Raw genomic sequence first — 17894 nt, 5'->3', positions numbered from 1 at the left:
GCGGGGGTAGCCGCGAGGCATGAACTCCCCCGCACCTCACCGGGCCCTGCACGCGGTCGAGCACGCCTCGGGCCTCGACAAGCCGGCGGCCGAGCTGACCCGGCGCCTGCGCGGCCCGGCGGAGAGCACCGTCGGCAAGCTGCTGCGCGGGCGCTGGCTCGGCCACCCGCTGCACCCGATCGCGGTGACGGTCCCGATCGGCGCGTGGCTCTGCGCGGCGGCGTTCGACCTGCTACCGGGCCGCCAGGAGGAGGCCCGCCGGCTGGTGGCGGCCGGTTTGCTGGCGGCCCCGCCGGCGATCGTGCTCGGCTTGGCCGACTACTCGGACCTCGACGTGCGGCAACGCCGGGTGGGTTTGGTCCACGCGGCGAGCAACGCGGTGGCGATCGCGTTGTTCGGGGCGTCGTACGCGGCCCGCCGCCGCGGCCGGGTGGTGCGCGGCCGGGTCCTGAGCACGCTCGGGTTGACGGCGGCGGGTGCGGGCGGCGCGCTCGGGGGGCATTTGGCGTACGCCCAGGGAGCCGGGGTGTTCCGGTGGCAGCCGCTCGACTTCGACCCCGCGGAGGTGGCGGGGAGCGACCCGGCGGCACCGCGGAACCCGGCGTAACCCGAACGGGCGCCGCCCCCGGCGGGAGGCGGCGGCGACGATCGCCTCAACCGGATCCGCCGGCCGGCGGATGCATCGGCGGCACCAGGTGTCCTCGATGCTCCAGCCGATCAGTGCTCGCGCAGGAAGTCGCGGGTCAGCTCGAGCTGGCCGTGGTGCTGGGCCAGCTCTTCGTACACGTGTTGCAGCGCCCCGCCCTGCGTCCGGCCCGCCGGTGTGTCCGCGTACTTCGGCGGCGAAGGAGCCCGCAAAGGCGCGGCCGGCTCGGCCGCCGCGAGGTCCGCTCGCAACTGCTCCTTCGCCGCCGCGACGCGGGAAATCAGCCCGGCCACCGGCCCCGACGCCGTGAACTCGGCCTCGAGGTCGCGCTCCACCGCGCGGCCCGCCACCAGTGCGCCGGCCCAGAACTCCAGCACGCCCAGGCAATGCGTGACGATCGCGTAGGGCGTGTTCGCTCCCGGCAACGGGGGACGGCGGTTGGCCCGCTCGTCGCCGAGTTCCGCGAGGATCGCCGTCATCCCGTCGAGGGCGCGGCCGGCGAACCACAGGTAGTCGTCGTCGCTCAGGGGGAAACCTCCATCTCCAGGCCCATGACCCGGACGGTACGCCGCCGGCGGAGCCAGCCGCGGGCGGGCGCGCCGTCCGGCAGTTCGTCGAGGAACGCCTTGCGCTGCGCCGAGGTCGTCGAACGCCAGCGCATCGCCAGCACCGGGCGGACCGGGGCGATGAAGGGCCGCACCCGTTCGTGCGCGCCCGCCAGCCGGATCTCGTACTCGCGGTCCGGCCGGTAGCCGAGGTCGAGGTCGATCAGCGGCTCGGCGCCGCCGGCGCGGTGGTGGCAGCGCGACAGCACCCGCGCGAGCTCGTCCATCGCGACCTGCAGCGTGCAGGGCATCTGGTCCTGCCAGCGGCCGAGCCGCGGGGCGTTCACCGACGCCGCGGTGACCTCGTCCGCGAGCACGACCAGGGCCCGGACCGGCGATCCGGCCAGTTCGACGCGGATCCGCCGGCGGTCCTCGTCGACGTGGAAGCGCAGCACGCGGTCGGCCACGACGGCACCCGACCGCAACCGGACCCACTCCTCGACCGCGTCGGGCGAGGGGCAGGACGACACGAAGGTGAAGGCCAGTTCCTCGCCGGCGAGGGTCATCGCCACCGGGAACAGCGAACCGAGGTCGTGCATCAACGCCGAGCCGATGACGAGTGCGGCGCGGGAGCCGCCTCCGGTCATCGTCCCCTCCTCCCCCGAGCTACACCTGCAGGTCGGCTTCGATGCGCTTCAGGTAGTGGCGGGCCAGGGCCAGGTTCGCGCGTTCCCGGTCCAGCACCAGGTACAGGAACAGCGAGTTCCGCGACGAGTTCATCAACCGGATCAGGTGGTACTGGCGGTGCAACGTGATCAGGATGTCCTCGATGCTGTCGTTGAGCGCGAGCGACGACATCACCCGCAGCTTCGACCGCACGACCTCGGTGTTGCCCGCGGCGGCGACCTCCAGGTCGAGCCAGTCACCGCCACCGCTGGTGCCGAGCGACATCCCGCTTTCGTAGTCGACGAGCGCGACGCCGACGGCGCCGGTGATCGACATGGCTTCCTTCAGCGCGGTGTCGATGTTCATCATCATCTGCAACCTTTCCGTTGAACAGGCTTGTCCGCTACGCGGCCAGGATCGTGCCGATCCGGTCGATGACCGGCCGGGACTCGAAGAGCAGGCGCCCGACGTTCAGGCCCTTGTCCCCTAGGACGACCATCAGCGCCAGCCGGCCGACGGCGTAGACGGCCACGTAGCCTTCGCTGCCGAACACCACGGTCTGGCTCAACGTGCCCTTCCCGGTCATTTCGGCGGCTTGGCGCGCGATTCCGAGATCGGCGGCGGCGAGCGCGGAGATCTTCGCCGGATCGATGTAGTCGTCCGCGTCGGCGATGATCGGTATCCCGTCGACCGCGGCGAGCACCGTACCGGTCACCCCGGCGACGCTGTCCCGGAGATTGCGCAGCTCGGCGGCCAGTGCGTCGAAGTCCAATTCCCTCTTTGCTTTCTTTCGGCAGCGGCCGATCACCGAATCGGCGGGCTGCCCGGCGATCAGCCGTTCGAGTTGCCCTGTCGCCGGCGACCCTACCGCCATCATCACTGCACGCCTATCCGCGACGGATGGTCACGCCATGCATTTACACGATCGGGTGAAGCAGAGTGGTTGGTGTAACCGAAATTAATTCACCGGCGGACGGTTGTCTATTGATCACGACGGTGTGGCCGTCGATTGTCCGGAATTCACAGCGAGGGTGGTTGAAATGCGGTTTTACCATTTTCCGAGCATCGAAAGCGGACGTATCCCTGCGTAATCGGCAGTTGCCATTCACCCGTTCACCGGATACGGGCCGCCCGGTTTTCGGCGGCGAACCCCGGCCGAGCATCATGCGGGCATGACCGAACACGTCCTGCGCGCGGCCGCCGGGAGCGTCACCGGCGAGCGCTACCCGGCCAACTTCGACGTCGTGCACCTCGACGAGGACCCCTTGCTCGCGGTGCTGGCCGACGGGATGGGCGACGGCGAAGGCAGCCGCGTCGCGGGCCGGACGGCCGTCGAGGTGTTCGTGGACCGGATCCGCCCGGTCGGCGAGGCCGTCGACCCCGCGCGGCTGCGCGAAGCGGTCGCCGAAGCGCAGGCGCGGGTCGGCGCGGCCGGTGCGCGGATCGGCGACCTGACGGGCTGCACGCTCACGGCGCTGGTGGCGTCCGGCGCCGGCCTGTGGCTCACGCAGATCGGCGACTCCCGTGGCTACCGCCTGCGCGACGGGCTGCTGGAACAGCTGACGACCGACCACACCATGGCGTGGCTGGGCGCGGTCAACGGCTGGTACGCGTTCGACTCGCCCGAGACGCAAGCGGCCCGCTACCAGCTGACGCGGTACGTCGGTCACCCCGCGCGCCCGGAGCCGGACGTGCTCAACGTCGCGCCACGCCCGGGCGACGTCCTGCTGCTGTGCACCGACGGCGTCACCGACCAGGTGCCCTACCGGCGGGTGCGGGAGGTCCTGGCCGGGCCGGGGTCACCCGCCGACCAGGTCGCCCGGCTGCTGGCCGACACCGAAGACGCCGGCGGCCGGGACAACGCGACCGCGGTGGTCGTGCACGTCGTCCCGGCCCGGGCGGCTACGACGCGTACTGGTCGTGCAGGCTGAACTTCGTGATGTGCTCCTGGCGCCCCAGCGGCGTCAGGTCGAGGTAGGTGTAGGTCGTCACCAACTGGTCGAGACCGCGTTCGTACGTCGAATACGTGTGGTGGACGTCGTCGCCGTCGCGGAAGAAGACGCTCAGCCCCTGCCACTCCCCCTCGGCGTACCACGGCGTGCCCTTCGCCAGCAGCGTCGCCTTGTCCTTGTAGTTGTACTCGACCGGCGCCACCGACTCGTCGTTCGCGACGTGGTAGTCGAAGTTGAAACTGCTGCCGAGCGACGAGTACCACGGGATCGTCCAGCCCATGCGCTCCCGGAACGCCGTCAGCCTCGCGATCGGCGCGCGGGACACGAGCGCGACCGTCGTGTCGAGGGCGTGCAGGTGCTCCTCGTGCGCGATGTTGTCCACCAGCAGCGCGCAGCTGTTGTGGCCTTCGGTGTCGTCCGGGCCGAACATGAAGTGGTAGACGACGAGCTGGCGGCGGCCTTCGAACAGGTCCAGCAGCCGCGCTTTGCCGTCCGCCCCTTCGAAGACGTAGTCCTCCTCCACCTTCACCATCGGCAGCTCGCGACGCCGGGCGGCGAGCGCGTCCCGCCGCAGGGTCACCTCCTTCTCCTCCTCGAGGAGTTCCTTGCGGGCGGTCAGCCACTCTTCCCGCGAAACGATTCGGGGCAGGTCCACCATCGGTCGTTCTCCCTCGTCCGGGTTCTGGGTCTTCCGGTCCGACAAGGCGCGCCGCCGGAATGCATCGGCGGCGCGCGCCAGCCAGAACGCGGCGGCCGTCGCGAAGAGCGCTGTCAGGCCGGCGGCCACAGGCTTCGAGGCGCCGCCGGGCGCCACCATCCACGCCATCGCGGCCGCCATCAGGGCGTGGTGGACGTCGTGGCCGCGCCGGCCGGCCAGGGAACGGGCCGCGAACCACAGCCCGGCGACGCCGTAGAGCACGAGCTGCGGGAGCGCCGCCGGCCAGGCCATCGCGACCATGCCCGCGCCGAGGGCCGCCTCCAGCACGCCGCCGGCGAGGGTGCGGGCCCGTTCGGGAATCACTTCGCGGTTCCGGGTGTCATGACGGGTGGACCGGGCACGGCCGGCGAACGCACCGGTGCATCCGGGGCCGCTCGGTTGTCCGCACAGGCATGGACAGGAGAGGACCCGATGTCTGACGAGGACTTCTGGCGGCTGGCGGACCCGTACCGCCGTGAGCTGCTCGCCCACTGCTACCGGCTGCTGGGCTCGTTCCAGGACGCCGAAGACCTGGTGCAGGACACGATGCTGCGCGCGTGGCAGGCCTTCGACGGCTTCGAAGGGCGCTCGTCGGTGCGCACCTGGCTGTACCGGATCGCCACGAACGCGTGCCTCAACGTGCTGAAGAGCGCGCGGCGGCGGGTGCTGCCGTCCGGGCTCGGCGCGGCGACGGAGACCGCCGGGGCGCTGCCGAGGATCGAGGCGGTGTCGTGGCTGGAGCCGCTGCCGACCGCCGGGGACGACCCCGCCGACCTGGCCGCGCTGCGCGACAGCACGCGCCTCGCGGTGGTGGCGGCGTTCCAGCGGCTGCCGGCCCGGCAGCGGGCGGTGCTGATGCTCGTGGAGGTGGCCGGGTTCCCGGTGTCGGAAGCGGCCGCGACGCTGGGGATGACGACCACGGCGGCACGCAGCGCGTTGCAGCGCGCCCGGGCGACGCTGGCGGCCGACCAGCCGGTCGAGGACGAGGTGCGCCCGGACCCGGCGTTGGACGACGAGGTCCTGCGGCGCTACCTGAAGGCGTTCGAGGACGCGGACACCGCGAGCCTGGCGGCGCTGTTGCGCTCGGACGTCGAGTACCAGATGCCGCCGATCGCGGTGTGGTTCCACGGCCGTGAGGCGGTCCTGGACCACCACACGCGCCGGATCTTCGCCTCGCCCCGCCGGGTGCTGCCGACGAGCGCGAACGGGTACCCGGCGATGGGCAGCTACACGCGGCGGCCGGACGGCTCGTTCGCGGGCCACGGCATCCACGTCCTGGAGCCCGACGGCGGGTTCATCGGCCGGATCGTGGTGTTCCTGGACGAGCGGCTCTTCCCGGCGTTCGGGCTGCCGGAGACGGTGCCGGGGTGACCCACCGGCTCAGCCAGGCCGCGACCGCGGCGGGCCGAACGCCGGGAGCACGCTGTTCCCGAACCGGGTCAGCGCGCCGATCCGGTCGCCCGCCGGCGTCGGCACGTACCGGCCCGTTCCGGATGCCGGAGGGACCACCCAGGTACGCGCCGAACGCCGGCCGGCCGTCGGCGTCCGTCGGGACCAGGTCGAACCGGCGGCCCGCGCCGCTCGGCGCGCCCGGTCGGGACGGCACCGGCCCTGCTGACCTACGCGCTCGTCCGTCCCTGACCTCGACCTCGGCCGAAAGGACGAGGGCCGGTGTCCCTTCGGCCGAGGTGGTGGCGGGCGCCGGCGGCCTAGCTTGATCGTCATGGACTTCACAGCCAGGAGGGCCGGGGTCGTCGCGGTCGCCGCCGGGGCGGCGGTGGTGGCGATCGGGGCCACGGTCATCGCCACCGCCGCCGACCCCGTCGCGCCCGAGGTCGTCAGCGCGACCCCGGCCGAAGCCGGGCACGAGGGCCAGGGCAAGTACACCGCCGGGGACTACGTGCTGACCGTGCACGAGCTGAACGACGAAGGCGAAGGCATGGGCACGACCATCGGCCCGCACACCGCGTACTACTCGAAGGTGTTGCACGGCACCGGGTCCTGGCAGCCGACGGTCCTCAAGTTCTCCGCCGGCCGCGACAGCGACGCGCCGACCGTCTTCGCCTACCCCGTTCCCGGGCCGGGCCTCGGCGTCGACTGCGTCGCGTCCGGGACCGAGGCGGCGCCGCAGGTGCGGTGCGAGACCAAGGTCAGTAGCCGACCGTGAAGTGCCGGTCCGCGCCGGCGTTCTCGAGTTCGTCGACGACGGCCGCGGCGAGGTCTTCGGCCGAGATTTCGGACGTGCCGTCCGGCCGGGTCAGCAGCGTCGTCGTGCCGCGGCGGTAGCCGCCGGTCCGGGCGCCGGGCGCCAGGATCGCGGGTGGGCTCAGGTAGACCCAGTCGGCGGCCGGGTGCGCCCGGCAGACGGCCAGCTGCGCGGCACTGGCGCCGGCGATGGCGCGGTACTCGGGCGGAACGTACCGCGGGTCGTCGAGGACCAGCCCGCCGCCGGGCGCGCGCAGCGGGGCCGCGCCGCCGACGACGAGGACGCGGGTGCCCGCCGTCGCGGCCGCGTCGAGCAGCGCGGTCGTCGTGGGGGCGACGGTGTGCTCCTGCCCCGGCGCGGGCCGGGCCGCCGCCACGACCGCGTCGGTGCCCGCGAAGAACGCGGCCAGCCGGTCCGGACGGGCCTCGACCACGGGTACGTCCGGCAGGCCGGGGCGCCGCGTCCGCACGATCGCGAGGAGGTCGTGGCCGCGCCGGGCGGCTTCGGCGAGGACGCGGGAGCCGACCATGCCGGCGGCGCCGACGACGGCGATCTTCACGAGCACTGTCCTTTCCGGACGGAGAGAAGCGGGAGCCGGCCGGCGACGAGCGCGAACCCGCCGCCCTTCACGAGAACTGTCCTTTCCGGACGGACGGCGCCGGCAGCTGGCCGGCGACGAGCGCGGCCAGCGCGAGCGCGAACCCGGCGAGCTGGACCACGCCGAGCGTCTGGCCCAGCACGACCGCGCCGAGGACGGCCGCGACCAGCGGGGACAGCAGCCCCAGCACGGCCACCGACGCGACCGGCAGCGTCGTGACGCCGCGGAACCACAGTGCGTAGGTCAGCAGCCCGCCGATCAAGCCGAGCCACAGGTAGCCGAGCGCGGCCCGGCCGTCGATCGACGGCGGCGCGCCCTCGAAGAGGAACGTCAGCGGCAGCAGGAAGAGGCCGCCCGCGGTGAGCTGCCAGCCGGCGAACGCGGCCGGGCCCACGCCGGCGGGACGTCCCCAGCGCTTGGTCAGTGTCACCCCGAGCGCCATCGTGGCCGCGCCGCCGAGACCGGCCGCGACGCCGACGCCGTCGAACGCCGCCGCCGGGCCGAGCACGACCAGGCCGACGCCGATCATGCCCGCGACACCCCAGCCGAGCCGCCACCCCGACAGGCGTTCGCGCAGGAAGGGCACCGCCAGGACGGCGACGACGAGCGGCTGCGCGGCACCCAGCGTCGCGGCGACGCCGCCGGGCAGGCGTTGCGCGGCGACGAACAGCAGCGGCAGGAAGAGGCCGATGTTGAGCACGCCGAGCGCGGCCGCCTTGCCCCACCAGGCGCCGCGCGGCAGCGTCCGGGTGAAGGCGAGCGCGATGAGCCCGGCGGGCAGCGCGCGCAGCAGGCCGGCGAAGAGCGGGTGGCCGGCGGGGAGGAACTCGGTCGTGACGAGGTAGGTGGTGCCCCACACCATCGGCGCGGCCGCGGTGAGGGCGATGCGCGGGACGTCCACGTGAGGAGCGTCCGTCCGCACGAGCTGACTGGTCATACCGAAATTCCACCGGAGCCCGATCGATGAGTCCAACACATGTTCGTCACCGCAGCGATCGTGGTTCAAGATGGATGCGTGGAACTCCAGCAGCTGCGGTACGTCGTCGCGATCGCCGAAACGTCCAGCTTCACCCGGGCCGCCGAGCGGTGCCTGGTCGTCCAGTCGGCGCTGAGCCACCAGGTCGCGCGGCTCGAGCGCGAGCTCGGCGCGCGGCTGTTCGACCGGACGAGCCGCCGGGTGCGGCTGACGCCGGCGGGCGAGGCGTTCCTGCCGTCGGCGCGCCAGTGCCTGGCCGCGGCGGAACGGGCGGCGGCCGAGGTCGCGGCGGCGGTGGGCGAGGTGCGCGGGCGGCTGGCGGTCGGCCTGATCCCGACGGTCACCGCGGCCGACGTCCCGGCCGCGATCCGCGAGTTCCACGACCGGTACCCGCAGGTGCGCATCAGCCTGCGGGTCGGGGCGAGCGACGACCTGATCGAGCAGGTCCGCGACGGCAGCCTCGACGCGGCGTTCCTCGGCCTGCCCACGACGGCGACCCCGCGCGGCGTCGCGGTCCGGGAGCTGGCCCGCGGGCACCTGATCGCGGTGGTGGCCCCGGACCACCCCCTCTCCGGCGAGCCGACGGTGAGCTTGAAGCGCCTGGCCGCGGAGGTGTTCGTCGACCTGCCGCCGGGCACGGCCGGGCGAGCGCAGTCCGACCAGGCGTTCGCGGCGGCGGGGCTCGACCGCGAGGTGGCGTACGAGGTGACGAGCGCGGACTACGTCCCGCGCCTGGTCGGCCCGGGGCTGGGGGTGGCGATGCTGCCGTCGGGGTTCGCGCCGCAGCTGACCGGGGTGGCGACGATCGAGATCACCGACGCCCCGGCCCGCGTGGAGTACCTGATCTGGGCCGAGGCGAACCCGACCCCGGCGGCGCTGGCGTTCGTGGACCTGCTGAGTCTCGACACCGGCGGCGCGGCGACGTCATGAACGACCCTTTCATGTCGCCGGATGACATGAAAGAGTCGTTCATGACGTTCGGGCAACCCCGCGTCACATCTTCGCCGCGCCCGCCTTCACCGCCTCGCGGATCCGCGCGTAGGTCCCGCAGCGGCAGATGTTCCGGATCTCGTCCAGGTCCGCGTCGGTGATCTCGCGGCCGGCCGCGGTCGCCTGGCGGACCTTCGCCACCGCCGCCATGATCTGGCCCGGCTGGCAGTACCCGCACTGGGCGACGTCCAGTTCCAGCCACGCCTCCTGCATCGGGTGCAGGTCCTTGCCGACCGTCGCCGGGAGGCCTTCGATCGTCGTGATCTCGTCCGACTCCTCGATGTCGGCCACGCGGACCGAGCACGGGTTGAACGCCTTGCCGTTGATGTGGCTGGTGCACGCCTTGCAGACGTCGAGCCCGCAGCCGTACTTCGGGCCCTTGATGCCCAGCAGGTCGCGCAGGACCCACAGCAGCCGGAGGTCGTCGTCGGCGTCGACCGTGACCACCTTGCCGTTGATCTTCAGGGTGTGTTGCGGCACAAGGGCTCCTAGTAGGCGTGGTCGAGGCCGTCGGTCGGCGACGGCGGCGTGGACGGCTGCACCGGCAGCGGCTCGAACGAGAGCGTGCCGTGGTTGATCGGGAACGAGGTCGGCATCTTGCCGACCGCACGCGCGTACGCGCAGGCCACCGCGGCGAACGACGGCGCCACCGCCAGCTCGCCCGCGCCGCTGGGGCTGTCCGACGTGTTCGGCATCACCACGACCCGCGTCTCGGGCGGGGTGTTCCACTCGCGCGTGTAGAAGTAGTTGTCCCAGCTGCCTTCCAGCGGGAGCCCGTCCTTGATGTGGATGCTGGAGGTCAGGCACATCGCGATGCCGTCGTTGAGCCCGCCGATCATCTGGGCTTCCAGGCCGCGCGGGTTGATCGCGAAGCCGGGGTCGACGACGACCAGTGCCTTCGTCACGCGCGGGCCGGTGACGCCTTCGCGGATGGGCCGGTTGACCGTCTCCGGCCGGCAGTCGATCTCCACCAGCACCGCGACCGCGCCCCGGTATTCCGAGTGCAGCGCGATCCCCTGCGCCACCCCGGCGGGCAGCGAACGGCCCCAGTTCCCGACCTGGACGGCCTTGTCGAGCACCGCCCGCAGCCGGTCGTCCTTGAGGAACTCGCGGCGGAACGCGACCGGGTCCTTGCCGAACTTCTTCGCCAGCTGGTCGACCACGAGCTCCTCGGCCGTGACGACGTTGGGCGAATAGATGTTGCGCATGCTGCCGGTGTTGAACTTCAGCGGGATCTCGTTGAGCAGCTGGGTCGTGACACCGAAGTTGTACGGCGACGACTGGCTCAGCAGGAAGATCGACTCGGCGAAGCTGAGGTTGCCGGCGATCGGCAGCTTCGCGGCGGTCGAGGTGATCATCTCGCCCAGCCCGTGGCTGAACTCGGTCTGCACGCTCGTGTGCCGCTGCTCGAAGCTGACGACGTTGCCGAGCAGGTAGGTCGCCCGGACGCGCGACACGCACATCGGGTGGATGCGGCCCTGCCGGAAGTCGTCGGTGCGCGACCACATCAGCTTGACCGGCTTGCCCATCTTCTGCGACGCCTCCGCCGCTTCGGCGGCCGCGTCGTGGAACAGGTGACGCCCGAACGAGCCGCCGCCCTGGGTGACGTGCACGGTGACCGCGTCCTGCGGGATCCCCAGCAGCTTCGCGATTTCTTCCTGGGCGACGATCGGCACCTTCAGGCAGGACCAGATCTCCGCGCGGTCGGCGCGGACATCGGCGATCGCCGCGCCCGTTTCGAGCGGGCTGTTGCTGGCCGCGGCGAAGGTGAACTCGGCGTCGATGTACTGGTCGAGCAACCCGGGCACGGTCATCGGCAGCTGCGCGGCCTTGAGCTTCTTGAGCACCGTCGCGTCGGACTCGCCGTCGACCGTGCCGGGGCCCCAGGTCACCTTCAACGCGCGGATCGCGTCGATGCACTGGCCGAACGTGCGGCCGCGCACCGCGACGCCGTGCGAGATCGCGGCGACGTCGGTGATCCCCGGCATCGCCTTGACCTCGGCGGCGTTGAGGATCGAGCGCGGGGTGCCGTTGATCGTCGGCGGCCGCGCGACCATCGTCGGCAGCGCGCCCGGGACGTCCAGGTCAAGGGTGAACTCCTTGGTGCCGGTGACCGCCGCGTGCGCGTCGAGCCGGTTCTGCGGGGTGCCGAGGACCTTGAAGCCCGACCGCGGCTTGAGCGTCGCGGTCACGCTGATCGTCGTCGCGGACGCGGCGGCCTTCGCGAGCGAGCCGTAGCTCGCGGTGCGGCCGCCGGCACCGCGCACGACGCCGGCGGACGTCGTCAGCTGCGACACCGGCACGGCCCACTTCGCGGCGGCCGCGGCCAGCAGCCGCTGCCGGGCGATCGCCGACGCCGTGCGGACCGGCGTGTAGATGCTGCGCATCGAGTTGGAGCCGCCGGTCAGCTGGTTCATCAGCAGCTCGGGCCGGGCGTCGGCGAGGGTGACGTCGATCTTGTCCAGCGGGAGGTCCAGCTCCTCGGCGATCATCATCGCCACCGCGGTGGTCATCCCCTGCCCGACCTCGGCGCGCGGCACGGCGAACGAAGCCCGGCCGTCGGCGCCGACCTGGACGCCGATCAGGCCGGACGTCGGCAGCGCGGCGAGGTTCTGCAGGTCGCCGAGGTCGAAGATGTCCTCGGGCTGGGGCAGGGACGGGATCGCCGCGCCGGCTTCGCGCGGGGCCAGTTCGGAGCCGCCGATCTGGGCGGCGACGGCGAGCGTGGGCGCGGCCAGCACGAAACCGAGGAACCGGCGGCGGGCCATCGATCGCGGCTCGGACCCGGGTGGTGGGACGGCGGGGTCGTGTTCGGGCATGAGCGGCTGGGACCTCTCGAACGACGGTGTGGGAGAGCGCGGGCCGGAGCACCGCCGGGCGGAGTGTTACACAGATCACGCCGCCGAATGAAGGACCTGGCTGCCTACATTTGGCCTAGTGTCGTTGTGCACTGTGCACAGCGGGTACCGGTCAGGGCACGCGCGGTGGCGGGAGGAACGGCAGCGCGCGAACGACCAGGGCGAGCTCCAAGGCCAGTTCGCCGCCGGTCAGCGACCGGCCGGTCAGCTCCTCGAGCCGGTGGATCCGGTTGAGCACGGTGTTGCGGTGGCAGTGCAGCGCCTGCGCCGAGCGGGTCGCCGAGCCGCCGGTGCGCACCCACGTCGCCAGCGTCTCCAGCAGCGGGCCGCGCTCCACCGCCCGCAGGTCCAGCAGGTCGCCGAGCCAGTCCCGCTGCAGCGACTCGGTCAGTTCGGGCGAAGAGAGCAGCAGGGCCTCGGGCAGCCGTTCGGCCAGGCAGACGACCTCGACCCGGCCCGGCGGGACGGTCCGCATCGCCAGCACCGCCTGCCGGTAGGCCGTGTGCACGGCCGCCAGCCCGGCGACGACCAGCGACACCCCGGCCGGCACCGTGAGCACGGACCCGATCGCGCCGACGACGTCGGTCACCTCCCGGCCCGGCAGGGAGACGAGCCCGACGAGGACGTCCGCGCGCGACTGCCAGGCGGACGCCGACCCGAGGTCCTCCAGCGCGGCGCCGAGCGGCTCGGCGAAGGCGGCGTCGCCGGGACCCGCGGCCACCACGGCGACGTACGGCCCCGAAATCGGCAGGCGCAGCGCCCGGCCGGCCTCGTAGGCGAACCCCGCGTCGGCGGCCCGGCCCTGCAGCAGCCCCTCCCACAACGACGCGCGCCGCTGCTCGTCGGCGCGGACGAAGCTGCGCTCCGCCGCGTGGTAGGCCAGCGCCACCTGGGCCGAGGTGGCGTCGACGACCTCCCACACGCGGGTCGCGAGGTCCAGCATGGCTTCGTTGTTCACCGACCCGGTGGCCCGGGCCTGCTCGGTGAGGGCCTGCCAGACCAGCCGGCCGCCGATCCGGAACGAGCGCAGCACGTCGTCGAGCGGGAGCTGCTGCTCGGCGCGGCGCCGTCCGGTCGCCCTCGCCGCGTCGTAGAGGTCTTCGCCGGTCCCGGCAGGGCGCCCGATCAGCTGGAGGACCCGGCGGAGGTTGTCGTGGCAGGACCGCCAGAGGTCGTCGTCGGGCACGACGTCGTCCACGCGGTAGCCCGGGTTCTGCTCGACGATGACGGCGACCAGGGCGCCGGTGAGCTCGTCCAGCTCGTCCAGCACCCTGGCCGCCAGTGACCACGCGGTGTCCCGGGCCGCCGCCCGCGTCTCACCCATCCGCACCACCACTGTCGCGCTCTCCCCGGCGCGTCAGCCTACGTCGCGACCTGCGTTCCCGCTCACCTCGCGAGCGCGAAGCTGGGGTGCGGCGGCTGGTTGTACGCGGTGTTCTGCCACGCGACGGCTTCCCGGTACTGCCGGTCCTGCATCAGCGAGACGTGGGAGATGCTCGTCGTGTCCGTGGTCGAGTAGATCCGCAAAGCGCGGTTGTCCGACGTCGGCCAGACGACCTCCTCGCGCCAGTCGCCGAACAGGTCCGCCTGCAGCGACGGCGTGTTCTTCGTGCCGTTGTTGGCGTGCACGCCGGACGCGGTGAGCAGCCGGGTGTCGGCGCTGGTGCCGTACTTGTCGATGTGGGTGCCGTCGAGCAGCTCGCGCTGGGCGTCGCCGTCCCACCAGATGACGAAGTTGGTCGACGACGGCTTGCGCCCGATGTTCTGCCCGCTGGTGTTCAGCAACCCGGACACCGCCGACGACCAGGACTCGGCGCCGGGGCTGCCGGCGTAGACGTCGTCCGAGACGCCGCGGCCGTTGTCGCAGCCGCAGGACGCGTTCTGCCAGATGATCTGCCCGGTCTTCGCGTCGGCCATCCAGGCGGCCGGCTTCGACGTGTCTTCGTCCACTTTGAACTCTTCGAGCCCGGCCCGGCTCGGGATCAGGTCGCCGACGTGCATGGCGTCGCCGTGGCCGAGCCGGGTGTTCCACAGTGGAGCGCCGTTGTCGTCGATCGCCATGGCGCCGAAGACGATCTCGTCTCGGCCGTCGCCGTCGGCGTCCGCGGTGGCCAGCTGGTGGTCGCCCTGGCCGGCGTACTGCGAGCCTGCCGAGTTCGAGTCGAACTTCCACCGCTCGGTCAGCGCGCCGCCGCGGAAGTCCCACGCGGCGATGACCGTGCGGGTGTAGTAGCCGCGGGACATGATCAGGCTCGGGTGCGAGCCGTCCAGGTAGGCCGTCCCGGCGAGGAACCGGTCGACGCGGTTGCCGTAGCTGTCACCCCACGACGACACCGTGCCGCGCGGCGGGTCGTAGTTCACCGTGGACATCGCCGCGCCGGTCTGGCCGTTGAACATCGTCAGGTACTCCGGGCCGGACAGGATGTACCCGCTGGAGTTGCGGTAGTCCGCGCTGGAGCTGCCGATGACCTGGCCGGTGCCGGAGCGCGTGCCGTCGGCGGTCTTCATCGCGACTTCGGCCCGGCCGTCGCCGTCGTAGTCGAAGACCTGGAACTGCGTGTAGTGCGCGCCGGCGCGGATGTTGCGGCCGAGGTCGATCCGCCACAGCCGGGTGCCGTCGAGCCGGTAGGCGTCGACGAAGACGTTCCCGGTGTAGCCGGACTGCGAATTGTCCTTGGCGTTGCTCGGATCCCACTTGAGCACGATCTCGTACTGGCCGTCGCCGTCGAGGTCGCCGACGCTCGCGTCGTTGGCGGCGTAGGTGTAGCTCTCCCCGGACGGCGTGGTGCCACCGGGCGGGATTTGGATCGGGACGTCCCGCGTGCTCGCCGCGGCCGTGCTGTCGAGCGTCAGCGACTCCTCGGCGGCGAACGCCGACATCCGTTCGACACCGCCGACAACCGCGCGGACGGTGTACTTGGCGCCCGCGGGCGCACCGGCGTCGAGGAAGCCGGTCGGCCCGCCGGCCGGCGTCTGCGTCACGCGGGTGCCGTCGCGGTAGACGGCGAACGTGACACCCGTGGGGTCGTCGGCGAGGAGCCGCCAGCCGACCCGGTTCCCTTGCGGGGTGTGGACACTGACGACCCCGCGGTTGAGCTTGTCGAATTGCGGCGGCGGCGTGGTTTCCGCCGCGACGGCGGCCGGGGTCAGCCCCAGCACGAGGACACCCGCGGCGGCCACGACCAGCCGGCGACTCAGCGCGTGCATGCTTCTCTCCTTGTCTGAAGTGGACGGTTCAGCCGGCCGTGCAGGTGCTGCCGTTGAGGGTGAACGACGCCGGCGCCGGGTTGGATCCGGTGAACGTGCCGTTGAAGCCGATGCCGGTCGACGCGTTCGGGGCCAGGGTGCCGTTCCAGCTCAGGTTCGTCGCGGAAACGTCGCCGCCGGTCTGGGTGAAGGTGGCGCCCCAGCCGGGCAGGGTCACCCGCTGGCCCGCGGTGTAGCTGAAGGCGAGGGTCCAGCCGGTGAGCGTGCTCGAACCCGTGTTGGTGATGGTCACGTTCGCGGTGAACCCGTTGCCGCCACCCCACGGGGGCGCGGAATAGCCGACCTTGCAGGCCCCGGTGCCACCGCCCGCGGTGGTCGTCACGCTCGCGGCCGCCGAGTTCGCCGAGGTGTTCCCCGCGGCGTCGCGGGCGCGCACCTGGTACCGGTAGGTCGTCGACGCCGTCAGGCCGGAGTCGGTGAACGTGGTCGTGCCGGTGGTGCCGACCTGGGTGAACGCGCCGCTGCCGGTCGCGCGGAGGACGTCGTAGCCGGTGACGCCGACGTTGTCGGTCGAAGCGGTCCACGCCAGGGTGGCGCCCGTGGCCGTCACCGCCGACGCGGTCGGGGTACCCGGCGTGGTCGGGGCCTGCGTGTCGGTGGTTCCCCCGCCGTAGATCGTGGCTTCCTTCGACGTCTGCCGGACGCCGTTCGCGCCCGTGAGAAAGCGCTCTCCCCATGCCGTCAAACTGGCCGGGTCGAAGGAGTTGACCATGTCCAGGTAAGCGACGTCGCTGCCGTTGCCGCTCCACGACCAGCCGAGGTAGCCGAGGCCGCGGGCCTGCGCCTGGGCCATGATCGTGTCCTCGTCGGGGTTGCCGTCGGTGTGCATGTTCCCGAACTCCCCCACCACCAGCGGGAGGCCGGCGGTGCGGAAGGCGTCGAAGTACCCGGTGATCTCGGCGGCGGTGTCGTAGACGCCGTACATGTGGATGGAGAACACCGTGTTGTGCTGCGGGTCGGCGCTGAGCACCGAAGCGGCGTTGTCGCGCATGATGTTCTGCCAGTCCTGGCCCCACATCGGCGCGTCGGCCATCAGCAGGTGCTGCAGCCCGGCGCCGCGCAACCGGGTGACCGCGGCGCTCGTCGCGCTCGCCCACGTCGCGCTCACCTGCTGGTTGTTGCCGAACGGCTCGTTGCCCAGGTTGATCACGACGTAGTTCTCCTGACCCTTGAGCGCATTGGCGACGCTGATCCAGTAGCTCGCGGCCTGGTCCAGGCTGGCCGCCGCGCTCTCCTCGCCGTAACCGGTGGTGTCGTGGACTTCGAGCACGCAGATGAGCCGGTTCTGCTTGCACAGCGCGACGACGCTCGTGACTTCGGCCGCCGACGTCGGTCCCCACCGCTGGCCGCTGCCGAGCACGACGCGGACGGTGTTGGCCCCGAAGGACTTGATGTCCGCGAAGGCCCGCGTCTGGGCCGGGTACCAGGCGTACGGGTGGTTGACGCCGCGCATCACGAACGCCGTGCCGTTCGCTTCGACGACCTGCGTGCCGCTCACGTGCAGCCCGGCCGCCGCCGTCGCGCCGGGCAGCGCCGCGACCAGGGCCGGGTACCAGCGGCTTTCCATCTTCTGGATGCCGGTGGTGCCGTTCGGGTGCACGCCGTCGGTGGTGTCGGCGGCGGTGTCGAACCCGGTCCACTGGTCGACGACGGTGATCGGCGACGCCGCCGTGGAGTGTGCCTGCGCCCAGCCGGGGACGGCGTTGTTCAGGTCGACCACGCGCTGCGCGCAGGCGGCGCAGTTGGCCGGGTTCATCGGGATGATCTTGGCGACGACGAGCTTGGTCGCCGGGTTGCTCGCCCGCATCTGGCCGAGCAGCGTGGTGAAGGCGTCGAGGATCGTGCTCGCCGCGATGCCGTTCCAGACGTCGTTGGTGCCCAGGTGCATGAGGACGACGTCCGGCCGGGTGGCCGAAAGCCAGCCCGGCAGCTGGTTGTCGCGCACGATGCCGGTGGCGAGGAAACCGCCGTGACCTTCGTTTTCGCCGTCGTAGGTGAACCCGCAGCCCTGAGCGGGCAGCGTGCCGACGAAGTCGACGTCGGTGTGGCCGGTGTCCTGCAGGTGTTTCCACAGCAGGGCGCGCCAGCACCCGGGCGAGCCGGTGATGGAGTCGCCCAGCGCCATGACCCGCGTGGGCGCGGCTACCGCGCTGGCGGGAGTGGCTGGGCTGGCTGTGGCTGGTGACGGGGCGAGGACGCAGGCGGCCGCGAGCACGCCGACCACGACCGCCCGGAGAAAACGCCGGGACATGCCGACCTCCTGGTGGGAAACCGATGGGGACAGTCGTGCTGGGAGCGCTCCCAGCCGGGGAGTGTAACGGCTCGGACACCCGGAGCGAAAGTATCGGCGGATTCGACCACGTCGTCGAAAACCGGTCGAGGCGCGGGATTACGGTTAGCGCGCTCGGCCCCGGCCTGGCCGGCACCGGCCGGGCGGACCCGGGCCTCGCAGGTCGCGTCGGCCGTCCGCAGCCGGTTCAGGTGACCGCGCGG

Annotated in this window: 17 protein-coding genes; 5 read left to right on the top strand and 12 right to left on the bottom strand. The window is 72.3% G+C overall.

Annotated elements, in window-relative coordinates:
- The first annotated feature begins 19 nt into the window (after nt 1-19).
- Complete coding sequence (locus ACIQWX_RS46765) at nt 20-607, top strand: DUF2231 domain-containing protein (protein ID WP_400885786.1); 588 nt, start codon at nt 20-22, stop codon at nt 605-607.
- A gap of 110 nt (nt 608-717) precedes the next feature.
- Here ACIQWX_RS46765 and ACIQWX_RS46760 read toward each other — a convergent pair whose 3' ends face one another.
- The 4 genes from ACIQWX_RS46760 to ACIQWX_RS46745 are packed head-to-tail and all read right to left on the bottom strand — an operon-like array spanning nt 718 to nt 2629.
- Nucleotides 718-1125, bottom strand: a complete 408-nt coding sequence (locus ACIQWX_RS46760; RefSeq protein WP_400885785.1) for a DinB family protein — start codon at nt 1123-1125, stop codon at nt 718-720.
- Between the two features lie 44 nt (nt 1126-1169).
- Nucleotides 1170-1838, bottom strand: a complete 669-nt coding sequence (locus tag ACIQWX_RS46755) for a hypothetical protein (protein WP_400885782.1) — start codon at nt 1836-1838, stop codon at nt 1170-1172.
- 19 nt (nt 1839-1857) lie between these two features.
- On the bottom strand, nt 1858-2223 hold the full coding sequence (locus ACIQWX_RS46750; RefSeq protein ID WP_167379542.1) for a hypothetical protein: 366 nt from the start codon (nt 2221-2223) through the stop codon (nt 1858-1860).
- Between the two features lie 37 nt (nt 2224-2260).
- On the bottom strand, nt 2261-2629 hold the full coding sequence (locus ACIQWX_RS46745; RefSeq protein ID WP_400885779.1) for a roadblock/LC7 domain-containing protein: 369 nt from the start codon (nt 2627-2629) through the stop codon (nt 2261-2263).
- 400 nt (nt 2630-3029) lie between these two features.
- On the opposite strand from ACIQWX_RS46745, the gene ACIQWX_RS46740 reads away from it, so the two are divergent.
- The gene (locus ACIQWX_RS46740; protein ID WP_400885778.1) at nt 3030-3788 is read left to right on the top strand and encodes a PP2C family protein-serine/threonine phosphatase; all 759 of its coding nucleotides are present in this window, start codon (nt 3030-3032) and stop codon (nt 3786-3788) included.
- On the opposite strand, the gene ACIQWX_RS46735 is transcribed toward ACIQWX_RS46740, so the two are convergent.
- Nucleotides 3760-4830, bottom strand: coding sequence for a DUF5134 domain-containing protein (locus ACIQWX_RS46735; RefSeq protein ID WP_400885775.1), 1071 nt, complete (start codon nt 4828-4830; stop codon nt 3760-3762). The genes ACIQWX_RS46740 and ACIQWX_RS46735 overlap by 29 nt on opposite strands.
- Nucleotides 4831-4938: 108 nt before the next feature.
- Here ACIQWX_RS46735 and ACIQWX_RS46730 point away from each other — a divergent pair, with 108 nt between their 5' ends.
- A complete protein-coding gene (locus ACIQWX_RS46730) occupies nt 4939-5877 on the top strand; it encodes an RNA polymerase subunit sigma-70 (RefSeq protein ID WP_400885772.1) in 939 nt (312 codons plus the stop codon).
- A 352-nt stretch (nt 5878-6229) separates the two neighbouring features.
- Nucleotides 6230-6673, top strand: a complete 444-nt coding sequence (locus ACIQWX_RS46725) for a hypothetical protein (protein WP_400885769.1) — start codon at nt 6230-6232, stop codon at nt 6671-6673.
- Here the strand turns inward: ACIQWX_RS46725 and ACIQWX_RS46720 are convergent.
- Both ACIQWX_RS46720 and ACIQWX_RS46715 read right to left on the bottom strand, forming a co-directional pair.
- The gene (locus tag ACIQWX_RS46720) at nt 6657-7271 is read right to left on the bottom strand and encodes an NAD(P)-dependent oxidoreductase (RefSeq protein ID WP_400885767.1); all 615 of its coding nucleotides are present in this window, start codon (nt 7269-7271) and stop codon (nt 6657-6659) included. The two genes, ACIQWX_RS46725 and ACIQWX_RS46720, sit on opposite strands and share 17 nt — an antisense overlap.
- A 67-nt stretch (nt 7272-7338) precedes the next feature.
- A complete protein-coding gene (locus tag ACIQWX_RS46715) occupies nt 7339-8247 on the bottom strand; it encodes an EamA family transporter (protein WP_400885765.1) in 909 nt (302 codons plus the stop codon).
- A gap of 78 nt (nt 8248-8325) precedes the next feature.
- Here ACIQWX_RS46715 and ACIQWX_RS46710 point away from each other — a divergent pair, with 78 nt between their 5' ends.
- On the top strand, nt 8326-9216 hold the full coding sequence (locus ACIQWX_RS46710; RefSeq protein WP_400885763.1) for a LysR family transcriptional regulator: 891 nt from the start codon (nt 8326-8328) through the stop codon (nt 9214-9216).
- 63 nt (nt 9217-9279) lie between these two features.
- On the opposite strand, the gene ACIQWX_RS46705 is transcribed toward ACIQWX_RS46710, so the two are convergent.
- The 5 genes from ACIQWX_RS46705 to ACIQWX_RS46685 all read right to left on the bottom strand — a co-directional run bounded on the left by ACIQWX_RS46705 (nt 9280) and on the right by ACIQWX_RS46685 (nt 17652).
- Nucleotides 9280-9756, bottom strand: a complete 477-nt coding sequence (locus ACIQWX_RS46705; protein ID WP_400885761.1) for a (2Fe-2S)-binding protein — start codon at nt 9754-9756, stop codon at nt 9280-9282.
- A gap of 8 nt (nt 9757-9764) precedes the next feature.
- On the bottom strand, nt 9765-12095 hold the full coding sequence (locus ACIQWX_RS46700; protein WP_400885758.1) for a molybdopterin cofactor-binding domain-containing protein: 2331 nt from the start codon (nt 12093-12095) through the stop codon (nt 9765-9767).
- Between the two features lie 151 nt (nt 12096-12246).
- On the bottom strand, nt 12247-13458 hold the full coding sequence (locus ACIQWX_RS46695) for a PucR family transcriptional regulator (RefSeq protein WP_400885755.1): 1212 nt from the start codon (nt 13456-13458) through the stop codon (nt 12247-12249).
- 62 nt (nt 13459-13520) lie between these two features.
- Nucleotides 13521-15341 carry a rhamnogalacturonan lyase gene (locus ACIQWX_RS46690; protein ID WP_400885753.1) on the bottom strand — a complete coding sequence of 607 codons (1821 nt, stop codon included), beginning with the start codon at nt 15339-15341 and terminating at the stop codon, nt 13521-13523.
- Between the two features lie 28 nt (nt 15342-15369).
- The gene (locus ACIQWX_RS46685; RefSeq protein WP_400885751.1) at nt 15370-17652 is read right to left on the bottom strand and encodes a cellulase family glycosylhydrolase; all 2283 of its coding nucleotides are present in this window, start codon (nt 17650-17652) and stop codon (nt 15370-15372) included.
- Nucleotides 17653-17894 lie beyond the last annotated feature (242 nt).

Origin of the sequence: Amycolatopsis sp. NPDC098790, assembly GCF_044759945.1 — a bacterium.
GTDB lineage: Bacteria > Actinomycetota > Actinomycetes > Mycobacteriales > Pseudonocardiaceae > Amycolatopsis.
Note: the sequence above shows the minus strand (reverse complement) of the source record. Positions and strands in the feature narration are given on the sequence as shown.

Excerpts from the sequence above, each read along its gene's own strand:
- ACIQWX_RS46765 (WP_400885786.1), top strand. The coding sequence starts at position 20 with ATGAACTCCCCCGCACCTCACCGGGCCCTGCACGCGGTCGAGCACGCC.
- ACIQWX_RS46760 (WP_400885785.1), bottom strand. The coding sequence starts at position 1,125 with ATGACGGCGATCCTCGCGGAACTCGGCGACGAGCGGGCCAACCGCCGT.
- ACIQWX_RS46755 (WP_400885782.1), bottom strand. The coding sequence starts at position 1,838 with ATGACCGGAGGCGGCTCCCGCGCCGCACTCGTCATCGGCTCGGCGTTG.
- ACIQWX_RS46750 (WP_167379542.1), bottom strand. The coding sequence starts at position 2,223 with ATGAACATCGACACCGCGCTGAAGGAAGCCATGTCGATCACCGGCGCC.
- ACIQWX_RS46740 (WP_400885778.1), top strand. The coding sequence starts at position 3,030 with ATGACCGAACACGTCCTGCGCGCGGCCGCCGGGAGCGTCACCGGCGAG.
- ACIQWX_RS46730 (WP_400885772.1), top strand. The coding sequence starts at position 4,939 with ATGTCTGACGAGGACTTCTGGCGGCTGGCGGACCCGTACCGCCGTGAG.
- ACIQWX_RS46725 (WP_400885769.1), top strand. The coding sequence starts at position 6,230 with ATGGACTTCACAGCCAGGAGGGCCGGGGTCGTCGCGGTCGCCGCCGGG.
- ACIQWX_RS46715 (WP_400885765.1), bottom strand. The coding sequence starts at position 8,247 with ATGACCAGTCAGCTCGTGCGGACGGACGCTCCTCACGTGGACGTCCCG.
- ACIQWX_RS46700 (WP_400885758.1), bottom strand. The coding sequence starts at position 12,095 with ATGCCCGAACACGACCCCGCCGTCCCACCACCCGGGTCCGAGCCGCGA.
- ACIQWX_RS46695 (WP_400885755.1), bottom strand. The coding sequence starts at position 13,458 with ATGGGTGAGACGCGGGCGGCGGCCCGGGACACCGCGTGGTCACTGGCG.
- ACIQWX_RS46690 (WP_400885753.1), bottom strand. The coding sequence starts at position 15,341 with ATGCACGCGCTGAGTCGCCGGCTGGTCGTGGCCGCCGCGGGTGTCCTC.
- ACIQWX_RS46685 (WP_400885751.1), bottom strand. The coding sequence starts at position 17,652 with ATGTCCCGGCGTTTTCTCCGGGCGGTCGTGGTCGGCGTGCTCGCGGCC.